At 68.5% G+C, this 14721-nt stretch carries 14 protein-coding genes, 1 tRNA gene, 2 pseudogenes and 1 other annotated feature; of the genes and pseudogenes, 11 read left to right on the forward strand and 6 right to left on the reverse strand.

Annotation, left to right across the window (positions count from 1 at the left end):
- Nucleotides 1–85 precede the first annotated feature (85 nt).
- Nucleotides 86–247: pseudogene (locus tag ABMY26_RS14440) on the forward strand (IS110 family transposase); the annotation flags it as partial.
- A gap of 44 nt (nucleotides 248–291) precedes the next feature.
- Here ABMY26_RS14440 and ABMY26_RS14445 read toward each other — a convergent pair.
- From ABMY26_RS14445 to ABMY26_RS14455, 3 genes and pseudogenes are all read right to left on the reverse strand, one after another.
- Nucleotides 292–1521: pseudogene (locus ABMY26_RS14445) on the reverse strand (IS3 family transposase).
- Nucleotides 1124–1240 (reverse strand) — a sequence feature (AL1L pseudoknot). Its footprint overlaps the pseudogene before it by 117 nt.
- 152 nt (nucleotides 1522–1673) lie before the next feature.
- A tRNA-Ser gene (locus ABMY26_RS14450) sits at nucleotides 1674–1764 on the reverse strand.
- Between the two features lie 13 nt (nucleotides 1765–1777).
- Nucleotides 1778–2647: an alpha/beta hydrolase gene (locus ABMY26_RS14455; protein WP_372397954.1), complete on the reverse strand. Its 870-nt coding sequence runs from the start codon at nucleotides 2645–2647 to the stop codon at nucleotides 1778–1780.
- 113 nt (nucleotides 2648–2760) lie between these two features.
- Between ABMY26_RS14455 and ABMY26_RS14460 the strand changes: the two genes are divergently transcribed.
- The gene (locus ABMY26_RS14460) at nucleotides 2761–4011 is read left to right on the forward strand and encodes a glycosyltransferase family 4 protein (protein ID WP_372397955.1); all 1251 of its coding nucleotides are present in this window, start codon (nucleotides 2761–2763) and stop codon (nucleotides 4009–4011) included.
- 55 nt (nucleotides 4012–4066) lie between these two features.
- Nucleotides 4067–4945, forward strand: coding sequence for a TIGR01459 family HAD-type hydrolase (locus ABMY26_RS14465; RefSeq protein ID WP_372397956.1), 879 nt, complete (start codon nucleotides 4067–4069; stop codon nucleotides 4943–4945).
- 30 nt (nucleotides 4946–4975) lie between these two features.
- On the opposite strand, the gene ABMY26_RS14470 is transcribed toward ABMY26_RS14465, so the two are convergent.
- A complete protein-coding gene (locus tag ABMY26_RS14470) occupies nucleotides 4976–5347 on the reverse strand; it encodes a ribbon-helix-helix domain-containing protein (RefSeq protein ID WP_372397957.1) in 372 nt (123 codons plus the stop codon).
- Nucleotides 5348–5616: 269 nt separating this feature from the next.
- Here ABMY26_RS14470 and ABMY26_RS14475 point away from each other — a divergent pair, with 269 nt between their 5' ends.
- The 4 genes from ABMY26_RS14475 to ABMY26_RS14490 all read left to right on the forward strand — a co-directional run bounded on the left by ABMY26_RS14475 (nucleotide 5617) and on the right by ABMY26_RS14490 (nucleotide 9709).
- A complete protein-coding gene (locus tag ABMY26_RS14475) occupies nucleotides 5617–6795 on the forward strand; it encodes a hypothetical protein (RefSeq protein ID WP_372397958.1) in 1179 nt (392 codons plus the stop codon).
- Between the two features lie 42 nt (nucleotides 6796–6837).
- On the forward strand, nucleotides 6838–7770 hold the full coding sequence (locus ABMY26_RS14480) for an SH3 domain-containing protein (protein ID WP_372397959.1): 933 nt from the start codon (nucleotides 6838–6840) through the stop codon (nucleotides 7768–7770).
- Nucleotides 7771–8045: 275 nt separating this feature from the next.
- Entirely contained in the window at nucleotides 8046–8312 is a 267-nt protein-coding gene (locus ABMY26_RS14485) for a hypothetical protein (protein ID WP_045581411.1), read from the forward strand.
- Nucleotides 8313–8422: 110 nt separating this feature from the next.
- Nucleotides 8423–9709 (forward strand): NAD(P)/FAD-dependent oxidoreductase, encoded by a 1287-nt coding sequence (locus ABMY26_RS14490; RefSeq protein ID WP_372397960.1) that lies wholly within the window; start codon nucleotides 8423–8425, stop codon nucleotides 9707–9709.
- A 161-nt stretch (nucleotides 9710–9870) separates the two neighbouring features.
- Here ABMY26_RS14490 and ahcY read toward each other — a convergent pair whose 3' ends face one another.
- Complete coding sequence (gene ahcY / locus ABMY26_RS14495) at nucleotides 9871–11169, reverse strand: adenosylhomocysteinase (protein WP_372397961.1); 1299 nt, start codon at nucleotides 11167–11169, stop codon at nucleotides 9871–9873.
- 260 nt (nucleotides 11170–11429) lie between these two features.
- Between ahcY and ABMY26_RS14500 the strand changes: the two genes are divergently transcribed.
- A complete protein-coding gene (locus ABMY26_RS14500; protein WP_372399017.1) occupies nucleotides 11430–12548 on the forward strand; it encodes a PA0069 family radical SAM protein in 1119 nt (372 codons plus the stop codon).
- A gap of 87 nt (nucleotides 12549–12635) precedes the next feature.
- On the opposite strand, the gene ABMY26_RS14505 is transcribed toward ABMY26_RS14500, so the two are convergent.
- Nucleotides 12636–13307, reverse strand: coding sequence for a hypothetical protein (locus tag ABMY26_RS14505; RefSeq protein WP_372397962.1), 672 nt, complete (start codon nucleotides 13305–13307; stop codon nucleotides 12636–12638).
- Nucleotides 13308–13497: 190 nt separating this feature from the next.
- Between ABMY26_RS14505 and ABMY26_RS14510 the strand changes: the two genes are divergently transcribed.
- The 3 genes from ABMY26_RS14510 to ABMY26_RS14520 all read left to right on the forward strand — a co-directional run bounded on the left by ABMY26_RS14510 (nucleotide 13498) and on the right by ABMY26_RS14520 (nucleotide 14566).
- Nucleotides 13498–13800 carry a type II toxin-antitoxin system HigB family toxin gene (locus ABMY26_RS14510; protein ID WP_372397963.1) on the forward strand — a complete coding sequence of 101 codons (303 nt, stop codon included), beginning with the start codon at nucleotides 13498–13500 and terminating at the stop codon, nucleotides 13798–13800.
- A gap of 32 nt (nucleotides 13801–13832) precedes the next feature.
- Nucleotides 13833–14210 carry a type II toxin-antitoxin system HigA family antitoxin gene (locus ABMY26_RS14515; RefSeq protein WP_372397964.1) on the forward strand — a complete coding sequence of 126 codons (378 nt, stop codon included), beginning with the start codon at nucleotides 13833–13835 and terminating at the stop codon, nucleotides 14208–14210.
- Nucleotides 14211–14386: 176 nt separating this feature from the next.
- Nucleotides 14387–14566, forward strand: a complete 180-nt coding sequence (locus ABMY26_RS14520) for a hypothetical protein (RefSeq protein ID WP_372397965.1) — start codon at nucleotides 14387–14389, stop codon at nucleotides 14564–14566.
- Nucleotides 14567–14721: the final 155 nt, after the last annotated feature.

Below are 14721 nucleotides of genomic sequence, written 5' to 3' on the forward strand. Positions count from 1 at the left end.
TGGGGCTGCTGGTCCGGGCCTGCAGATCTTGCCCCGGTTCGGTGGTTCTGAAGTTCTTTCAGAGCGTGCCGCCTTGCCTGGTCGGAATATCAAGCCGTACGTGAAGCCGGGCGAGACCGACGCGGCCGATGCCGAGGCGATCTGCGAAGCGGTCACGCGGCCGACCATGCGCTTTGTGGTGGTCGAGAGTGTGAACCAGCAGGCCGCGCTGATGCTGCACAAGACCCGCGACTTGCTGGTGCGGCAGCCGAATGAACCGCGCCGGGATTGTCGGCGGCCATTGTTCGTGAGTCACGCTGCTATGGGCATGGCCTCCCGGTCAGCATAATAACGTCGCTCGGCCTCGGCTGGCGGAATATTTCCGATGGGTTCGAGCAGGCGCCTGTTGTTGAACCAATCGACCCATTCGAGGGTGGCGTATTCGACGGCCTCGAAGGATTTCCAAGGTCCGCGCCTGTGGATGAGCTCGGCCTTGTAGAGACCGTTGACGGTTTCGGCCAAGGCGTTGTCATAGGAATCGCCGACACTGCCAACGGAGGGTTCGATGCCAGCCTGGAGCAGGCGCTCGGTGTACTTGATGGACACATATTGACTGCGCCTGTCCGAGTGGTGAACCAGCCCGGATTTGCCGACCGGCCGGCGCTGATGCAGGGCCTGTTCCAGGGCATCCAGGACGAAAACCGGCATCGGGCGTCCGGGAAACCCGCCAGCCAACGATCCGGCGCGCGAAGGCGGCGATGATGAAGGCCACATAGACAAAGCCGTTCCAGGTGGGGACGTAAGTGAAATCCGAAAGCCACAGCATGTCCGGCCGTTGGGCTCGGAATTGCCGGTTCACATGATCCAGAGGACAGGGCAAGCCCTTGTCCTGGATGCTCGTTTTCACCGGCTTGCCACGAATGACACCCCGCAGGTTCATCCCGCGCATCAGCCGTCCGACCGTGCAACGGGCCACCTTCCGACCCTCCCGTTGCAATTGCCGCCACACTTTACGGACCCCATAAACCTGGAAATTCTCGTCAAACACCCGCCGGATATCGGCTCTCAACCCGGCATCCCGACGGACCCGTTCCGGTGCCTTGGCCGGATCGGCCTGACGGGCGATATGCCGGCGCACCGTGGACGGGGCGATCGGCAAAACCTTGCAGATCGGCTCGACCCCATAGTCCTGGCGGTGGGTCTCGATGAAACCCAGCATCATTTCGGGCGGCGGTCGAGCTCCGCCATCGCGAAATAGGCCGACGCCTTGCGCAGAATCTCGTTCGCCTGACGCAGTTCCCGGATCTCCCGATCCTGCGCCTTCAGCTTCTCCTGAACATCCGTCGGGATGCCCGCCCGACTGCCGGTGTCCACCTCGGCCTTCTTCACCCACTCGTTCAGCGTCTGCGCCGAGCAGCCGATCTTCGTCGCAACCGACGAGACCGCCGCCCAGCGGGACGGGTGATCCTTCTCATCGTCCAGAACCAGGCGAACCGCCCGTGACCGGACTTCCGCGGAAAATTTGTTCGTTGTCTTGCTCATCGTCGCTCCACCTTCTCAGGAGTTGGAGCCGCCGACAATCCCGGCGCGGTTCAATCCGCCCCGATCCGCAACAGAATGTGGGGAGAAGTGTGGGGCGCACGCGCTCCGGAAACGAAAAAGCCCAAGCAAATTAATTGCTTGGGCTGAATTCGTGGCGGAGGGAGAGGGATTCGAACCCTCGATACGCTTTTGACGTATACACACTTTCCAGGCGTGCGCCTTCAACCACTCGGCCACCCCTCCGCAGAGGCCCGGGTTATAGCCAGAGGCTCGCGGCGACGCAAGCCCCCGATTTAACCCGATGATATTTTTTTGCGTCCCCGGATACCGTGCCGATCTCGTCCGCCAGGGTGCCGACGGTGCGGCACAGAAGATCCAGATCCTGGGGTCGGGACAGCCGGTGGTCTCCGTCCTTGATCAGGGTGACGCGGACATCGTTGCCGGTCAGCCTTTCGGCGATGCGCAGGCTGAGTTGCCAGGGCACGTCGGGATCGCGCTGGCCGTGCAGCAGGCGGACGGGACCGTCGAAGGCGATGGGGCTGCCCCCGCGCAGCAGCAGGTGGTGGCGGCCCTCCTCGATCAGGGCGCGGGTAATTGGCTGCTGTTCGGGCCCATATTCCGACGGGCGGTTCCACACGCCGATCTCCATGATCCGGCGGCGGATGTCGGGCTCGAAGATGTCCCACATCAGCTCTTCGGTGAAATCCGGGGCCGGCGCGATGCCGACCAGCCCGGCCACCCGTTCCGGACGACGAAGCGCGGTCAGCAGCATAATCCAGCCGCCCATTGATGAACCGACGAGGATCTGCGGCCCTGCCGTCACCCGGTCCAGCACCGCCAGCGCATCGTCGGCCCACAGGCCGATGGTGCCGTCGGAAAAGCGACCGCTGGAGGCGCCGTGTCCCTGATAGTCGAAGCGGGTGAAGGAAAGCCCCCGGCCGACCGCCCAGCGTTCCAGCGTGGTCGCCTTGCCGCCGGTCATATCGGACATGAAGCCACCGAGGAACATGATGCCCGGCCTGCCCTGTCCGGCGGGACCGGCAGGGGTGTGGTGATAGGCTATGGTCGCCGCACCGCGCGTTAGGCTATGGTGCGCGCCGCCCGGATGGGCTGCGGTTTCGGTCATACGGTCACCTTCGGCAACGGATACCGGCACACGGTCGGACACCGGTTTCGATGGCGGCCGGTGGGCAGGAGCCCGCGACCGCCCCGGGCCGCCCCTTCCGAGCAGCCGGCATCATGGATTTCGACCCCCACCTTACCACCGACCCGTTCCCGCGCAACGATGACGGCTCCGCCACCCAAAGCACCCATTGGCCCGGTATCCGCTGGCAAGGCGGAAAGGCGCCGACCGTGCTGCAGGTGGTGCCGACGCTGGTCACCGGCGGGGCGGAGCGCGGCTGCATCGACATGGCGCTCGCCCTGCAGGCGGCCGGCGGCACGCCCTTGGTGGCATCGGAGGGCGGGCCGATGGTGCGCGAACTCGACCGTGCACGCATCCCGCATCTGACCCTGCCGCTGGCATCGAAGAACCCGCTGACCATCCGGCGCAATGCCCGCCGGCTCGCCGCCATCATCCGAGAGCACAAGGTGGACATTGTCCACGCCCGCTCCCGTGCCCCGGCTTGGAGCGCGTGGCTCGCCTGCAGGGCCACCGGCACGCGCTACATGACCACGTTCCATGCCCCCTATAATTTCGGCTCCGGTCCGGTCGGCGGCAGGCTGAAGCGCTGGTACAATTCGGTGATGGCACGCGGCGAGCGGGTGATCGCGATCTCCGGTTTCATCCGCGACCATGTGCTGGGCAATTATCCGGTCGATCCGGAGCGGGTGCGCCTCATCCACCGCGGCATCGACCGCGGCGTCTTCGCCCCCGACCGGGTCAGCCCGGCGCGGCTGGTCACGCTCGCCAAACAATGGAACCTGCCCGACGACCGGCCGGTCATCCTGCTGCCCGGCCGGCTGACCCGCTGGAAAGGCCAGACCGTGCTGATCGATGCGTTGGCCAAGCTGGGACGCAAGGACGTGCTGGCCCTGCTGGTGGGGTCCGACCAGGGCCGGACCGGCTACCGGGAGGAACTGGAGAACCGCATCGCAGCGGCCGGCCTGCGCGGCGCGGTGCGGATGACCGACCATTGCAGCGACATGGCTGCGGCCTACCTGTTGTCGACGGTCGTCGTCTCCGCCTCCCGCGAGCCGGAGGCCTTCGGGCGGGTGATCGTCGAGGCACAGGCGATGGGCAAGCCGGTGATCGTGTCGGCCATCGGCGCCTTCCAGGAAACCGTCATCCCCGGAGAGACCGCCTGGGTGGTGCCGCCGGACGATCCGGACGCGCTGGCCCATGCGCTGGACGAAGCCTTGTCGCTGACCGCCGACCAGCGCGAGGCCATCGGGGCCCGCGCCATGGCTTTCGTCGCCGACCGCTACACCAAGGACCGCATGTGCGCCGAAACACTGGCGGTCTATGCCGAGTTGCTGCAACCACGCTGAGCCTGGACCGTTGACGCAACACGATCTTCCTCCTCAATCGAAACGACCGGACACCATGGCCGACATCCGACAGATTTCCGGCATCGCCGAGGTCATCGACCGCTATGACGGGTTCATCCTCGACCTGTGGGGCGTGCTGCACGACGGCGAAAGGCCCTACCCCGGCGTTCCCGACTGCCTCGACCGCATGCGCGCCGCCGGCAAGACCCTGTGCCTGCTATCCAATGCGCCGCGCCGTACCCCCGGCGTGATCGAGAAGCTGGATGGCATGGGGCTGGGGCGCGAGCGCTACCACCATGTTATGACGTCCGGCGAAGCGACCTACGAGGCGCTGCGCGACCGTGACGATCCCTGGCATGCGGCGTTGGGCCGGCGCCTCTACCATATCGGACCGGAGCGTGACACCGACGTCTATGCCGGGCTCGGCTACGAGGTTGCAGCGACGCCGGACGAGGCCGACTTCATCGTCAACACCGGTATCGTCACCTTCGGCGAAACGGTGGCCGACTATCAGCCGCAACTGGATGCCTGCCTCGCCGCGGGCCTTCCGATGATCTGCGCCAATCCCGATCTGGTGGTGATGGTCGGGCCGATGATGGTGATCTGTGCCGGCACGCTGGCCGCCCGCTATGAGGAGATGGGCGGCGACGTGCGCCAGCACGGCAAGCCCTATGCCCCCGTCTACGAGCGCTGCTTCAAGCTGCTGGGACTCGAGGACAGGAGCCGTATCCTGGCCGTGGGTGACAGCCTGCGCACCGACGTCGCTGGCGCCAACGCCGCCGGCATCGACGTGGCGCTGGTCACCGCCGGCATCCACCAGGAGGAGCTGGGCGGCGCGGCGTGGGGTGAAGCGGTCAGCCCGGTCAACCTGCGCGTTCTGGCCGATGCGACAGGCCACATGCCGACCTATGCGGTGCCCAGCCTGCGGTGGTGAGTCCCCAGGGGCGGTTTCGCCCCTTTTTCCTCACTCCAGCGGAACGGCGTCGTCCAGCGCCCTGCGCAGCAGGGGCGATGGACCGTCTTCGGAAAATCCGCGACTGCCGATCGCCGTGCGGTAGTAGCTGACGATGAAGACGCGGATGGAGGCGGTCAGGTTCGCCTCCCCCCGGCGTTCGTCGATCTGGGAACAGATCTCATTCAGGGTGAGCCGCTCGCGCTCGCAGATTTCCTTCAGCGAGTCCCAGATATACGGTTCCATCCTCAGGCTGGTCCGACGGCCGCTCACCTTCACGTTGCGGCAGAGCAGTCCCGGCCCGTCCTTACCTCCGCCCGTGCCCTCCATCGGAAACCCCGTTCCCCATCCGTTGCGTGTTCCACCCACCCGCGGGCAATACATCCATTTGTGTGACGATATTGCAAGCGGCGTGTGCCATCCAAGTCAATTTCGACCCACGGTCGCGATGGAGAGCGACAATCGGGCGCAGGCGGGTATTGCACAGGCGCTCTGATCGGCAGGTTGCCGGTAAAAGCTGCTTCCCTTGGCTTCCCCTTCGCTATACCAGTGCCGAATCACCTCTCGGGACGGGAGCCGGTATCGGCGGAGCGGCTTGGCGGCGAAACCTGACGGGTAGGGGGCCGGACGGTGGAAGAGAGGAAGGATCGGCGATGATGCAACCGGGGAACGGGCGATTCGCGGCTCGCGTCGCATCCCGCATCACGGCAGGTGTTCTGGCCGGTTGGATCGCGGCCGCCCTGCCGTCCGGACCGGCAGAGGCCGCCGAGCCGGCCGCGGCCTCTGCCGAATCGATTCCCGAAACCGTCCTGCGCGCCCGGATCGAATCGCTGCTGCCCACCCCCTGGCGTATCGAGGCGCTGACGGTCGAACCGTTGCCGGCCGCCACGCCACCGTCGGCCGACCCGCGTGCGGCGGCGCGGGTGACGGCACGGGTGGTGCTGGGAGCGCCGACCTATCTGGTCGACAGCCGCGAGGGGCCGGTGACCTTCCTGCGCCCGGCGGCGGAGGCCGGGCTGGCCAAAAGCTGGGTCGCGACGGCGCTCGCCACCCGCGACGCCTCCGGCTGGACCATCGCGCTGACCCCGCAGTCTCCCGGCCTGCTCGACGGGGTCGGCAAGCCGGCCGCCGAACTGCCCGGCCGGACCGTGGTGCTGGGCACGCCGGAAGCGAGGACCCTGCGCGAGCAGCTGGACCGCGATGCTGCCCGCCGGCTGGCCGAAGAAACCGAACGCCGCAGGCGCGAGGACGAGAGGCTTGCCCAGCAGACCGCCGCCGCCCGGGCCGAGGCGGCCCGCACCGAAAGCGAGCGCCAGGCCGTCGAGGCGCGCATCGCCCAGCTCGCCGACCTGCACGGCAAGCTGACCGGGCAGGATCGCGCGGCGCGGCTGGCCGCCTTCGAAGCGGCGTTGGGCGGCAACGACCCGGCGCTGCGCCAGACGGCGATGGAGGCGGCTCTGCAAAGCCGCGATCCGGTCGTGGCCAATCTGGCGCTGAAGGACTGGATCGCGCGGCGCCGTGCCGTGCCGGTCCAGCTCTATGCCACCCGGGAAGATCCCAGTTCCGAGACGGTGGTGCAGAATCTGGGGCCGATGACGCTGGAGATCGACGGCTTCAACCCGGTCAACGGGGCGCTGGCCGGCAAGCTGGGCGCTCCGGGCTACAGCATCGCGCGGCCGTCCAGCATCGTCGGCGCGCTGGCGCAGACCGAACTGGCCGTGAACGCATTCGGCTGCGCCCTGACGCTGCGGCTGACCGAGCACCGGACCATGGACGGGCTGCTGCACTGCCAGACCTTGCCGACGCTGATCGCCCGCATCACGCTCGACTGACGGGGCGGACAGGCGATGGACAGGATGCGGCGGGGAACATTTATGCGGATCGCCGGGATCGCCGGGCTGGCGCTGCTGCCGGCAGCGGCGGCGGCCGAGCACTTCACCCCATCCGCGGCCCCCATCGTCGCGCTGCCCCGCCTGACCCCGGCACAAACCGTCTCTCCCCCGTTGACTCCCGGCGTGGTGTGGGAGCATCCGCCAGTGGCCCCGGCCCCGCTGTCGCCCATCGGCCTCCCCGCATCCACGCCATCCCGCATCGCGGCAACCCCGGCCAAGGCCCCCGTGCCGGCCTCCTCGCCGCCTCCCGTGCCGCCGGCAAAGCCCCAGCCCGCAGGCACTGAGATCGCCAGGGAGAGCGCCAGGGAGACCGCCAAGGAGGCGGCCAAGGCCGCCGTTCCCGCGCGGCGGACCCTGGTCGCCACGGCCGGCATCTATCTGCGCGCCGCGCCGGATGCCAAGGGCCGGGAGCTGGACACGCTGGAGAAAGGCGACCGGGTCATGGCCTTCGGTGCGCCGGTGAACGGCTGGCAGCGGGTCGGCCGCGCCGGCAAGCCGCTGGGCTATGCCTCCAGCGCCTATCTGGCGGAGGTGGCGCCGGAACGGGTCGCCTCTGCCCCTGCCCCTGCCCCTGCCTCTGCCTCTGCCTCTGCCCCTGCCCCCGCCTCCTCCGCAACCGCTCCGAAGCCCGGCCGCTACGCCAAGGCCGCACCCGAAGACCGCGGCTGCGCCCTGCCCGACGACCTGCCGGAGCGGGCAGGGCGCCCGCGCCTGGGCGCCGGGACCGTCGCCCGGCTGCGTGCCGCCGGCAACCTGCGCGTCGCCCCGGTCTGCGACGCCAAGGTGCTGGACGTGCTGGATACGGGCGAGCGCGTCACCGTGCTGGAGGCGGCCGGCGGCTGGTATCGCGTCGGGCGGAAGGGCAAGGCGCTGGGCTATGTCGGCGCCGCCCTGCTCGCCCCGGTCAAACGCTGAGCCAAACGCCGAGCGCGGCCCCGAGCCGGACGCCGGAGGCTCCATCCCGCAGCGGTACGGAGCAACCCGGAAGCTCGTCCGGCGGCCCCCCGCGAAGGGGCTTGTTAGGCTGCGAAAAAGGATTCTACAACAAGGGGGAGGCCGAACCGCCGCGACCGAACGGAGCCCCCGACGCGCCCGTTCCGTCCGCCGGTTCGTCCACCCCCGCCGGCCATGCGGCGCCGGTCCGGCCGGGCGGGGGCGCGAAGCCACGACCGGAACAAGGATCCACCACGATGTCGACACAACACAAGCAAGCCATGGACGCGGTCCTGCAGGCCGCCGCGCACGACATCGTCGCCACCCTTCAGGAGCGGGAGATCAACGACCGCCACGGCGAGGAAGCGGATCTCGCCGTTCTCGACGTCGCCATCCTGCACGCCTACCGCGTCTTCATGCGCATCTGCGAGGAAAACGGCCTGGAAGTCGACGCCGGCTATTTCGCCGACCTCGCCGCCGATCTGGCGGAAGAGGTGGCGCAGGACCAGGATTACGAGGACTGAGGGCAGGCCCTCCCGGTTCGCGTTCCCGTCCCCGTTCTTGCCCCGCCCCCACCTCGACCATGCCCGCCATGGACGGGGTGGGGGCATTTTCATCGTGAAAGCCAGCCCCCTTGCCCCATCGCACCCCTGACGTGGCCATCGTCGGCGCCGGCCCCGCCGGGCTGATGGCGGCGGAGATCGCTGCCGGCGCCGGCCTGCGGGTCGCCCTGTTCGACTACACGCCGACCCCGGCGCGCAAGCTGCTGCTGGCCGGGCGGGGCGGGCTGAACCTGACCCATTCGGAGCCGCTCGACCGCTTCCTGCCCCGCTACGGCGCAGCGGAGCCGCTGTTCCGCCGCCTGCTGGCGGAGTTCCCGCCCGACGCCCTGCGCGCCTGGGCGGCCGGGCTTGGGATCGAGACCTTCGTCGGCAGCAGCGGCCGGGTCTTCCCGGTGCAGATGAAGGCGTCGACCCTGGTGCGGGCCTGGCTGCGGCGGCTGGACGGGCTGGGCGTCACGCTGCACAGTCGCCATCGCTGGACCGGCTGGGGCAAGGACGGCGCCCTGACCTTCCGTTATGGCGAGGAAACGGTCACCGCCGCCCCGCGCGCCACGCTGCTGGCGCTGGGCGGAGCGAGCTGGCCGCGCACCGGGTCGGACGGCGGCTGGCTGCCGCTGCTGGAGGCCCAGGGGGTGGAGATCGCCCCGCTGGTGCCGTCCAACATGGGCTTCGAGGTGCCCTGGTCCGACCATCTGCGCAGCCGCTTCGCCGGCCAGCCGGTCAAGAGCGTCGGCCTGTCCGCCGTCGACCGCTCCGGCACCGTCCGCCGCCTGAAGGGCGAGTTCGTCATCACCGAGACCGGCATCGAAGGCGGTGCCGTCTATGCGCTGAGCGCCCCCCTGCGCGACGCCGTCGCGGCCGACGGCTGGGCGACCCTGACGCTGGACCTGCTGCCCGACATGGACGGGGCCGAACTGGTCAGGCGCCTGCGCCGTCGCGGTGCGGAATCGCTGTCCACCTTCCTGAAGAAGTCGCTGTCGCTGACCGGCCCGCGCGCCGCCCTGCTGCGCGAATTCGCCCCCGCCGCCGACCTGTCCGATCCGGTGGCGCTGGCCCGCCAGATCAAGGGGCTGGCGGTGGTGCTGACCGGCATCCGCCCGATCGACCGCGCCATCTCCTCTGCCGGCGGCGTCCGTTTGTCCGAGCTGGACGACCGGCTGATGCTGGCCCGCCGCCCCGGCCTGTTCCTGGCCGGCGAGATGCTGGACTGGGAAGCCCCCACCGGCGGCTATCTGCTGCAGGGCTGTTTCGCCATGGGCGTCGCGGCCGGCAAGGGGATGGCGGAGTGGCTGGGGCGGCTGGTTCCCTCTCCCGCCCCGGGAGAGGGAAGGGACCCAAGCGAAGCTTGGGAAGGGTGAGGGGTGATCCAAGGATTGATGATCCATGTCCGGAATGCCCCTCACCCTCCCCACTTCGTGGGTCCCCTCCCTCTCCCGGGGCGGGAGAGGGAAATATACGTGCCGCAAAGAAGAAGGGCCGCCCCACCGGGACGGCCCTTCTTTTCCAACCCTACGCCCGCTCAGTAGCGGTAGTGGTCCGGCTTGTAGGGGCCGGCGGCCGGCACGCTGATGTAGGCGGCCTGCTTTTCGGTCAGGGTGGTCAGCTTGGCGCCGATCTTGTCGAGATGCAGGCGGGCGACCTTCTCGTCCAGGTGCTTGGGCAGGACGTAGACCTTGTTCTCGTAGTTGGCGGCGTTGGTCCACAGCTCGATCTGGGCCAGCACCTGGTTGGTGAAGCTGGCGCTCATCACGAAGCTGGGGTGGCCGGTGGCGCAGCCCAGGTTGACCAGACGGCCCTGGGCCAGCACGATCAGGCGCTTGCCGTCGGGGAACACCACCTCGTCGACCTGCGGCTTGACCTCTTCCCAGACCAGGTTGCGCAGGGCGTCGATCTGGATCTCGCTGTCGAAGTGGCCGATGTTGCAGACGATGGCGCGGTCCTTCATGGCGCGCATGTGGTCGATCGTGATGACGTCGACGTTGCCGGTCGCCGTGACGAAGATGTCGCCCAGCGGCGCCGCCTCGTCCATGGTGATGACCTGATAGCCTTCCATCGCGGCCTGGAGCGCGTTGATCGGGTCGATCTCCGTCACCATGACGCGGGCGCCCTGCGAGCGCAGGCTGGCGGCCGAGCCCTTGCCGACGTCGCCATAGCCGGCGACCACGGCGACCTTGCCGGCGACCATGACGTCGGTGGCGCGCTTGATGCCGTCGACCAGCGATTCACGGCAGCCATAGAGGTTGTCGAACTTCGACTTGGTGACGCTGTCGTTCACGTTGATGGCCGGAACCTTCAGCGTGCCCTTCTTCATCATCTCATAGAGGCGGTGGACGCCGGTGGTGGTCTCCTCCGACAGGCCGCGGACGTCGTCCAGCATCTCCGGATACTTGTCGTGCATGATCTGGGTGACGTCGCCGCCATCGTCCAGGATCATGTTCGGGGTCCAGCCATCGGGGCCGCGCAGCGTCTGCTCGATGCACCACCAGAACTCCTCCTCCGTCTCGCCCTTCCAGGCGAAGACCGGGATGCCGGCGGCGGCGATGGCGGCGGCGGCCTGGTCCTGGGTGGAGAAGATGTTGCAGGACGACCAGCGCACGGTCGCGCCGAGCGCGGTCAGCGTCTCGATCAGGACGGCGGTCTGGATGGTCATGTGCAGGCAGCCGACGATGCGGGCGCCGGCCAGCGGCTTGGAGGCGCCGAATTCCGACCGCAGGGCCATCAGGCCCGGCATCTCGGTCTCGGCGATGGTGATCTCCTTACGGCCCCAGTTCGCGAGGCTGATGTCCTTGACCTTGTAGTCCGTGAATTCGGCGGCCATGAGGGGATGACTCCTGGAGGGCGGTGGTGGTTCGGGAAGCGGCGGTTCGGGAGCCGGTGATCCGGGTTTGCCGGATCCCCGGCCTTGCCGCTGCGATTGGCCAAGGGTGTATCAGCGGTCCACCTCCCATGCAAGCATAAAGATATCTTTATGTATGTTCGGTATGTTGCGGCCGGGTTCTTTCCCCGTCCCGCCGGCCGCAGGGCGTTTGTTCGCTTTACGTTCTTTTCCGGCGCGGTTAATCTGCGGTCATGGACGACATGTGGGACGAGATACCGGGCGACATACCGGACGAGATCCGCCGGCCGCCGGTCAAGGGGCGCGGCGCGGTCAGCAACGCCACCGGCCGCTATGAGCGCGAAACCCGCGTCCTGACCGACGACGGCTGGACCGGCTACGAGGAGGGCGGCAACGGGGCGCTGTCCGATCCGGTGCGCACCATCGTCTCCCCGGCCTCGGCCCGCTCGATCATCGCCCGCAACGAGTCGCCCGACGTCGCCTTCGACCAGTCGGTCAACCCCTACCAGGGCTGCGAGCACGCCTGTATCTACTGCTTCGCCCGGCCGACCCATGCCTATCTCGGCCTGTCGCCGGGGCTGGATTTCGAGACGAGGCTGTTCGCCAAGCGCAACGCGGCGGAGCTGCTGGCCCGGGAGCTGCGGGCGAAATCCTATGCCTGCCGGCCGCTGGCGCTGGGCGCCAACACCGATCCCTACCAGCCGGTCGAGCGGACGGAGGGCATCACCCGGCGCGTGCTGGAGGTCTGCCGCGACTTCAACCAGCCGGTCAGCATCATCACCAAGTCGGCGCTGGTGCTGCGCGACCTCGACATCCTGGCGCCGATGGCCGCAGGCGGGCTGGCGTCGGTCTCGCTGTCGGTGACGACGCTCGACCGCGACCTTGCCCGGGTGATGGAGCCGCGGGCCAGCACCCCGCCGCGCCGGCTGGAGGCCATCCGCGCCCTGGCCGGGGCCGGCGTCCCGGTGTCGGTCCTGGCCAGCCCGATGATCCCGGCGCTCAACGACCATGAGCTGGACGCCATCCTGGAGGCGGCGGCCGGCGCCGGGGCGACCGCGGCCAGCTATATCCTGCTGCGGCTGCCGCTGGAGATCGCCGGGCTGTTCGAGGAATGGCTGCGCGTCCACGTCCCCGACCGCGCCGAGCGGGTGCTGAGCCTGATGCGGCAGAGCCGGGACGGCGCGCTCTACCGCTCCGGCTTCGGCACGCGGATGACCGGCAGCGGCCCGCATGCCGAGCTGCTGCGCCAGCGTTTCCGGCTGGCCTGCAGGAAGCTCGGGCTGGGCGAGCGGAACTGGCGGCTCGACTGCACGCGCTTCCGGCCGCCGCCGGCACCGGGGGACCAGCTGTCGCTGCTGTGAGGGTGGGGCGGGGGCGGTGGCGGTGGCGGGGCGGTGGAACATGGTGGAACGGTCTTCCGGCCGCTGTTCCATCTGGGCCGCCTCGCCTTACCGGATGCGGGCGAAGGCGCCGGCGCCGCGGCGGCGGACCGGGCCGGGGGCGAGGTTGGGGAACGGGTCTTCCGGGGTGAGCGTCCAGGGATAGACGCCCTTCGGGCCGTCCGCTTCCGGCCGGGCAAGGATGGCGGCGACGAGGGCGGGGTCGGGCGGGGTGCGCTCGCGCAGCAGGCCGGGGCCGTCATCGTCGAGTTCGGGCACGATTATCGAGGGGGGCGGGACGGGTTCGGGCTGGCGGGCCTGATGCTGGCTGAGGCCGGCGGCGTCGTCGAGGCCGGCGAACAGGCCGAGCCGCTCGGCCAGCCAGCGCACCGTCGCCGGATCGCCGGAGGACACCAGCCGCTCGATCTGCTCGGCGACCAGGGCGCGCAGCGAGGACAGGCGCAGCTCGGCCTCGCGGTTCAGCGCCTCGCGCTCCCACCACACGCGGACGCGGAAATCCTTCGAGCCGTAATAGGCCCGCCACAGGGTGGTGCGGCTGCATCCCATGGCGCGGGCGACCTGGAGGAAGGAATTCCCGCGCGCCAGCATGCCGGCGGCCATGATCCACTGCTCCTCATGGAACTGCGAGCTGGGGACCAGCGAGCCGCCGGCCGGAACCGGCGGCTCCTCCGCCCAGCTGGGGAGACGGTCGTGGGTGAGGGTGCTGGCGTCGATCGGCATGGCGGGACTCCGCAGGTGAGAAAACTTGCGGGGGAGTTTATAGGATTATTTTCCGAATTTGGGGATTTTGTTCAAGGGCGGCACGGCGCCTTGCCGAGGGTCCATCCCCGCATGTGCGAGGGAACCATGGTGTTCCCAGTATGGGAAGATAGCGTTTGTTCCCAAAATGGGAATAGCCTATGATGTGGGTATGAACATCATCAAGCGTTCAACCTTGATCGACTATTGGGAGCGGCATCCGGAAACGGAGCAGCCATTGAAGGAGTGGTTCCGCATGGCCCGCACTGCCGGGTGGTCATGCATGAATGATGTGATGAAAAGCTACCCAAAAGCAAAAGTACTGAATTCCGAAAGGGTACGCTTCGAGATTTGCGGCGGTAACTATAGGTTGATCGCAGCATTTAAGTTCACATCCAAAATCGCATTCGTAAAATTCATCGGAACGCACGCGGAGTACGACAGGATTAGCGCCTTGATCGTTGATCTGTACTAGATAACTATAAATCCCCTCACTAGAGGTGTTGAATGTACGAGATGAAGCCGATTCGCACGGATGCGGATCACGAAGCGGCGGTCGACGAAATCGAGCGGCTTTGGGATGCCGAGCCCGGTACGCCGGATCATGACCGCCTGGAGATTTTGGGGACGCTGGTCAGCGCCTATGAGGATGCGCGCTGGCCCATCGATGCGCCCGATCCCGTCGCAGCGATCAAGGCTCGGATGGATGCGGCCGGCTATACGCAGTCCGACCTCGGCCGGTTGCTCGGCTCCCGCCCACGCGCTTCGGAGATCCTGAACCGGCGCCGTCCGCTGACGATGGATCAGGCCTGGACGCTGCACCGGGAGTGGCGCATCCCGGCCGACATCCTGCTTCGCCCCTACGATCTCCGGCAGGGCGCCTGACGGCTGCCTTACGGCCTCCTCCAAACGCCGCCGCGCTAAGTCCGGGCGATGGTTCCGGGCGTGCGCCAGCCCCCCGCCGATGGAATCTATCCCCGCCTGTGCGGGGGAACCACATCCGTCCTCTCCAAGCTCTGTCGCATGTGGGGTCTATCCCCGCATGTGCGGGGGAACTTTCCTTGATCCGCGCCCCCTCCCGGCCGCGCAGCCCGTCGATGTCGCGGGTGCGGACGATCTCGCCGAAGCGGATCGCGTACATCGCACGCGCCACCTCCATCCGGGTGGCGGGGTCGGCCCACAGCGTCACCTGCGCCCGCGCCGCGGCGGAACTGTCCGGCATCAGGGGCGGCGCGGTATAGAAGCGCATCGCCCCCTCGTCGATCGCCGCAAGGCCGCAGCCATGGCGGGCGAGCAGCCGCAGCGCGTCGTGGGTGACGCTGGAGCCGGGGCCGAGCAGGATCATCGACACGCCCTGGTGCGGGATCTGGTAGTCGCCCGCCGCCAGGTCGCCGCC

This window comes from Azospirillum sp. HJ39, assembly GCF_041507355.1.
Taxonomy (GTDB): Bacteria; Pseudomonadota; Alphaproteobacteria; order Azospirillales; family Azospirillaceae; genus Azospirillum; species Azospirillum thiophilum.

Coding starts and splice junctions, on each gene's coding strand:
- ABMY26_RS14475 (WP_372397958.1), top strand. CDS start 5,617: ATGATGCAACCGGGGAACGGGCGATTCGCGGCTCGCGTCGCATCCCGC.
- ABMY26_RS14500 (WP_372399017.1), top strand. CDS start 11,430: ATGTGGGACGAGATACCGGGCGACATACCGGACGAGATCCGCCGGCCG.
- ABMY26_RS14465 (WP_372397956.1), top strand. CDS start 4,067: ATGGCCGACATCCGACAGATTTCCGGCATCGCCGAGGTCATCGACCGC.
- ahcY (WP_372397961.1), bottom strand. CDS start 11,169: ATGGCCGCCGAATTCACGGACTACAAGGTCAAGGACATCAGCCTCGCG.
- ABMY26_RS14460 (WP_372397955.1), top strand. CDS start 2,761: ATGGATTTCGACCCCCACCTTACCACCGACCCGTTCCCGCGCAACGAT.
- ABMY26_RS14515 (WP_372397964.1), top strand. CDS start 13,833: ATGTACGAGATGAAGCCGATTCGCACGGATGCGGATCACGAAGCGGCG.
- ABMY26_RS14485 (WP_045581411.1), top strand. CDS start 8,046: ATGTCGACACAACACAAGCAAGCCATGGACGCGGTCCTGCAGGCCGCC.
- ABMY26_RS14455 (WP_372397954.1), bottom strand. CDS start 2,647: ATGACCGAAACCGCAGCCCATCCGGGCGGCGCGCACCATAGCCTAACG.
- ABMY26_RS14505 (WP_372397962.1), bottom strand. CDS start 13,307: ATGCCGATCGACGCCAGCACCCTCACCCACGACCGTCTCCCCAGCTGG.
- ABMY26_RS14510 (WP_372397963.1), top strand. CDS start 13,498: ATGAACATCATCAAGCGTTCAACCTTGATCGACTATTGGGAGCGGCAT.
- ABMY26_RS14480 (WP_372397959.1), top strand. CDS start 6,838: ATGCGGATCGCCGGGATCGCCGGGCTGGCGCTGCTGCCGGCAGCGGCG.
- ABMY26_RS14470 (WP_372397957.1), bottom strand. CDS start 5,347: ATGTATTGCCCGCGGGTGGGTGGAACACGCAACGGATGGGGAACGGGG.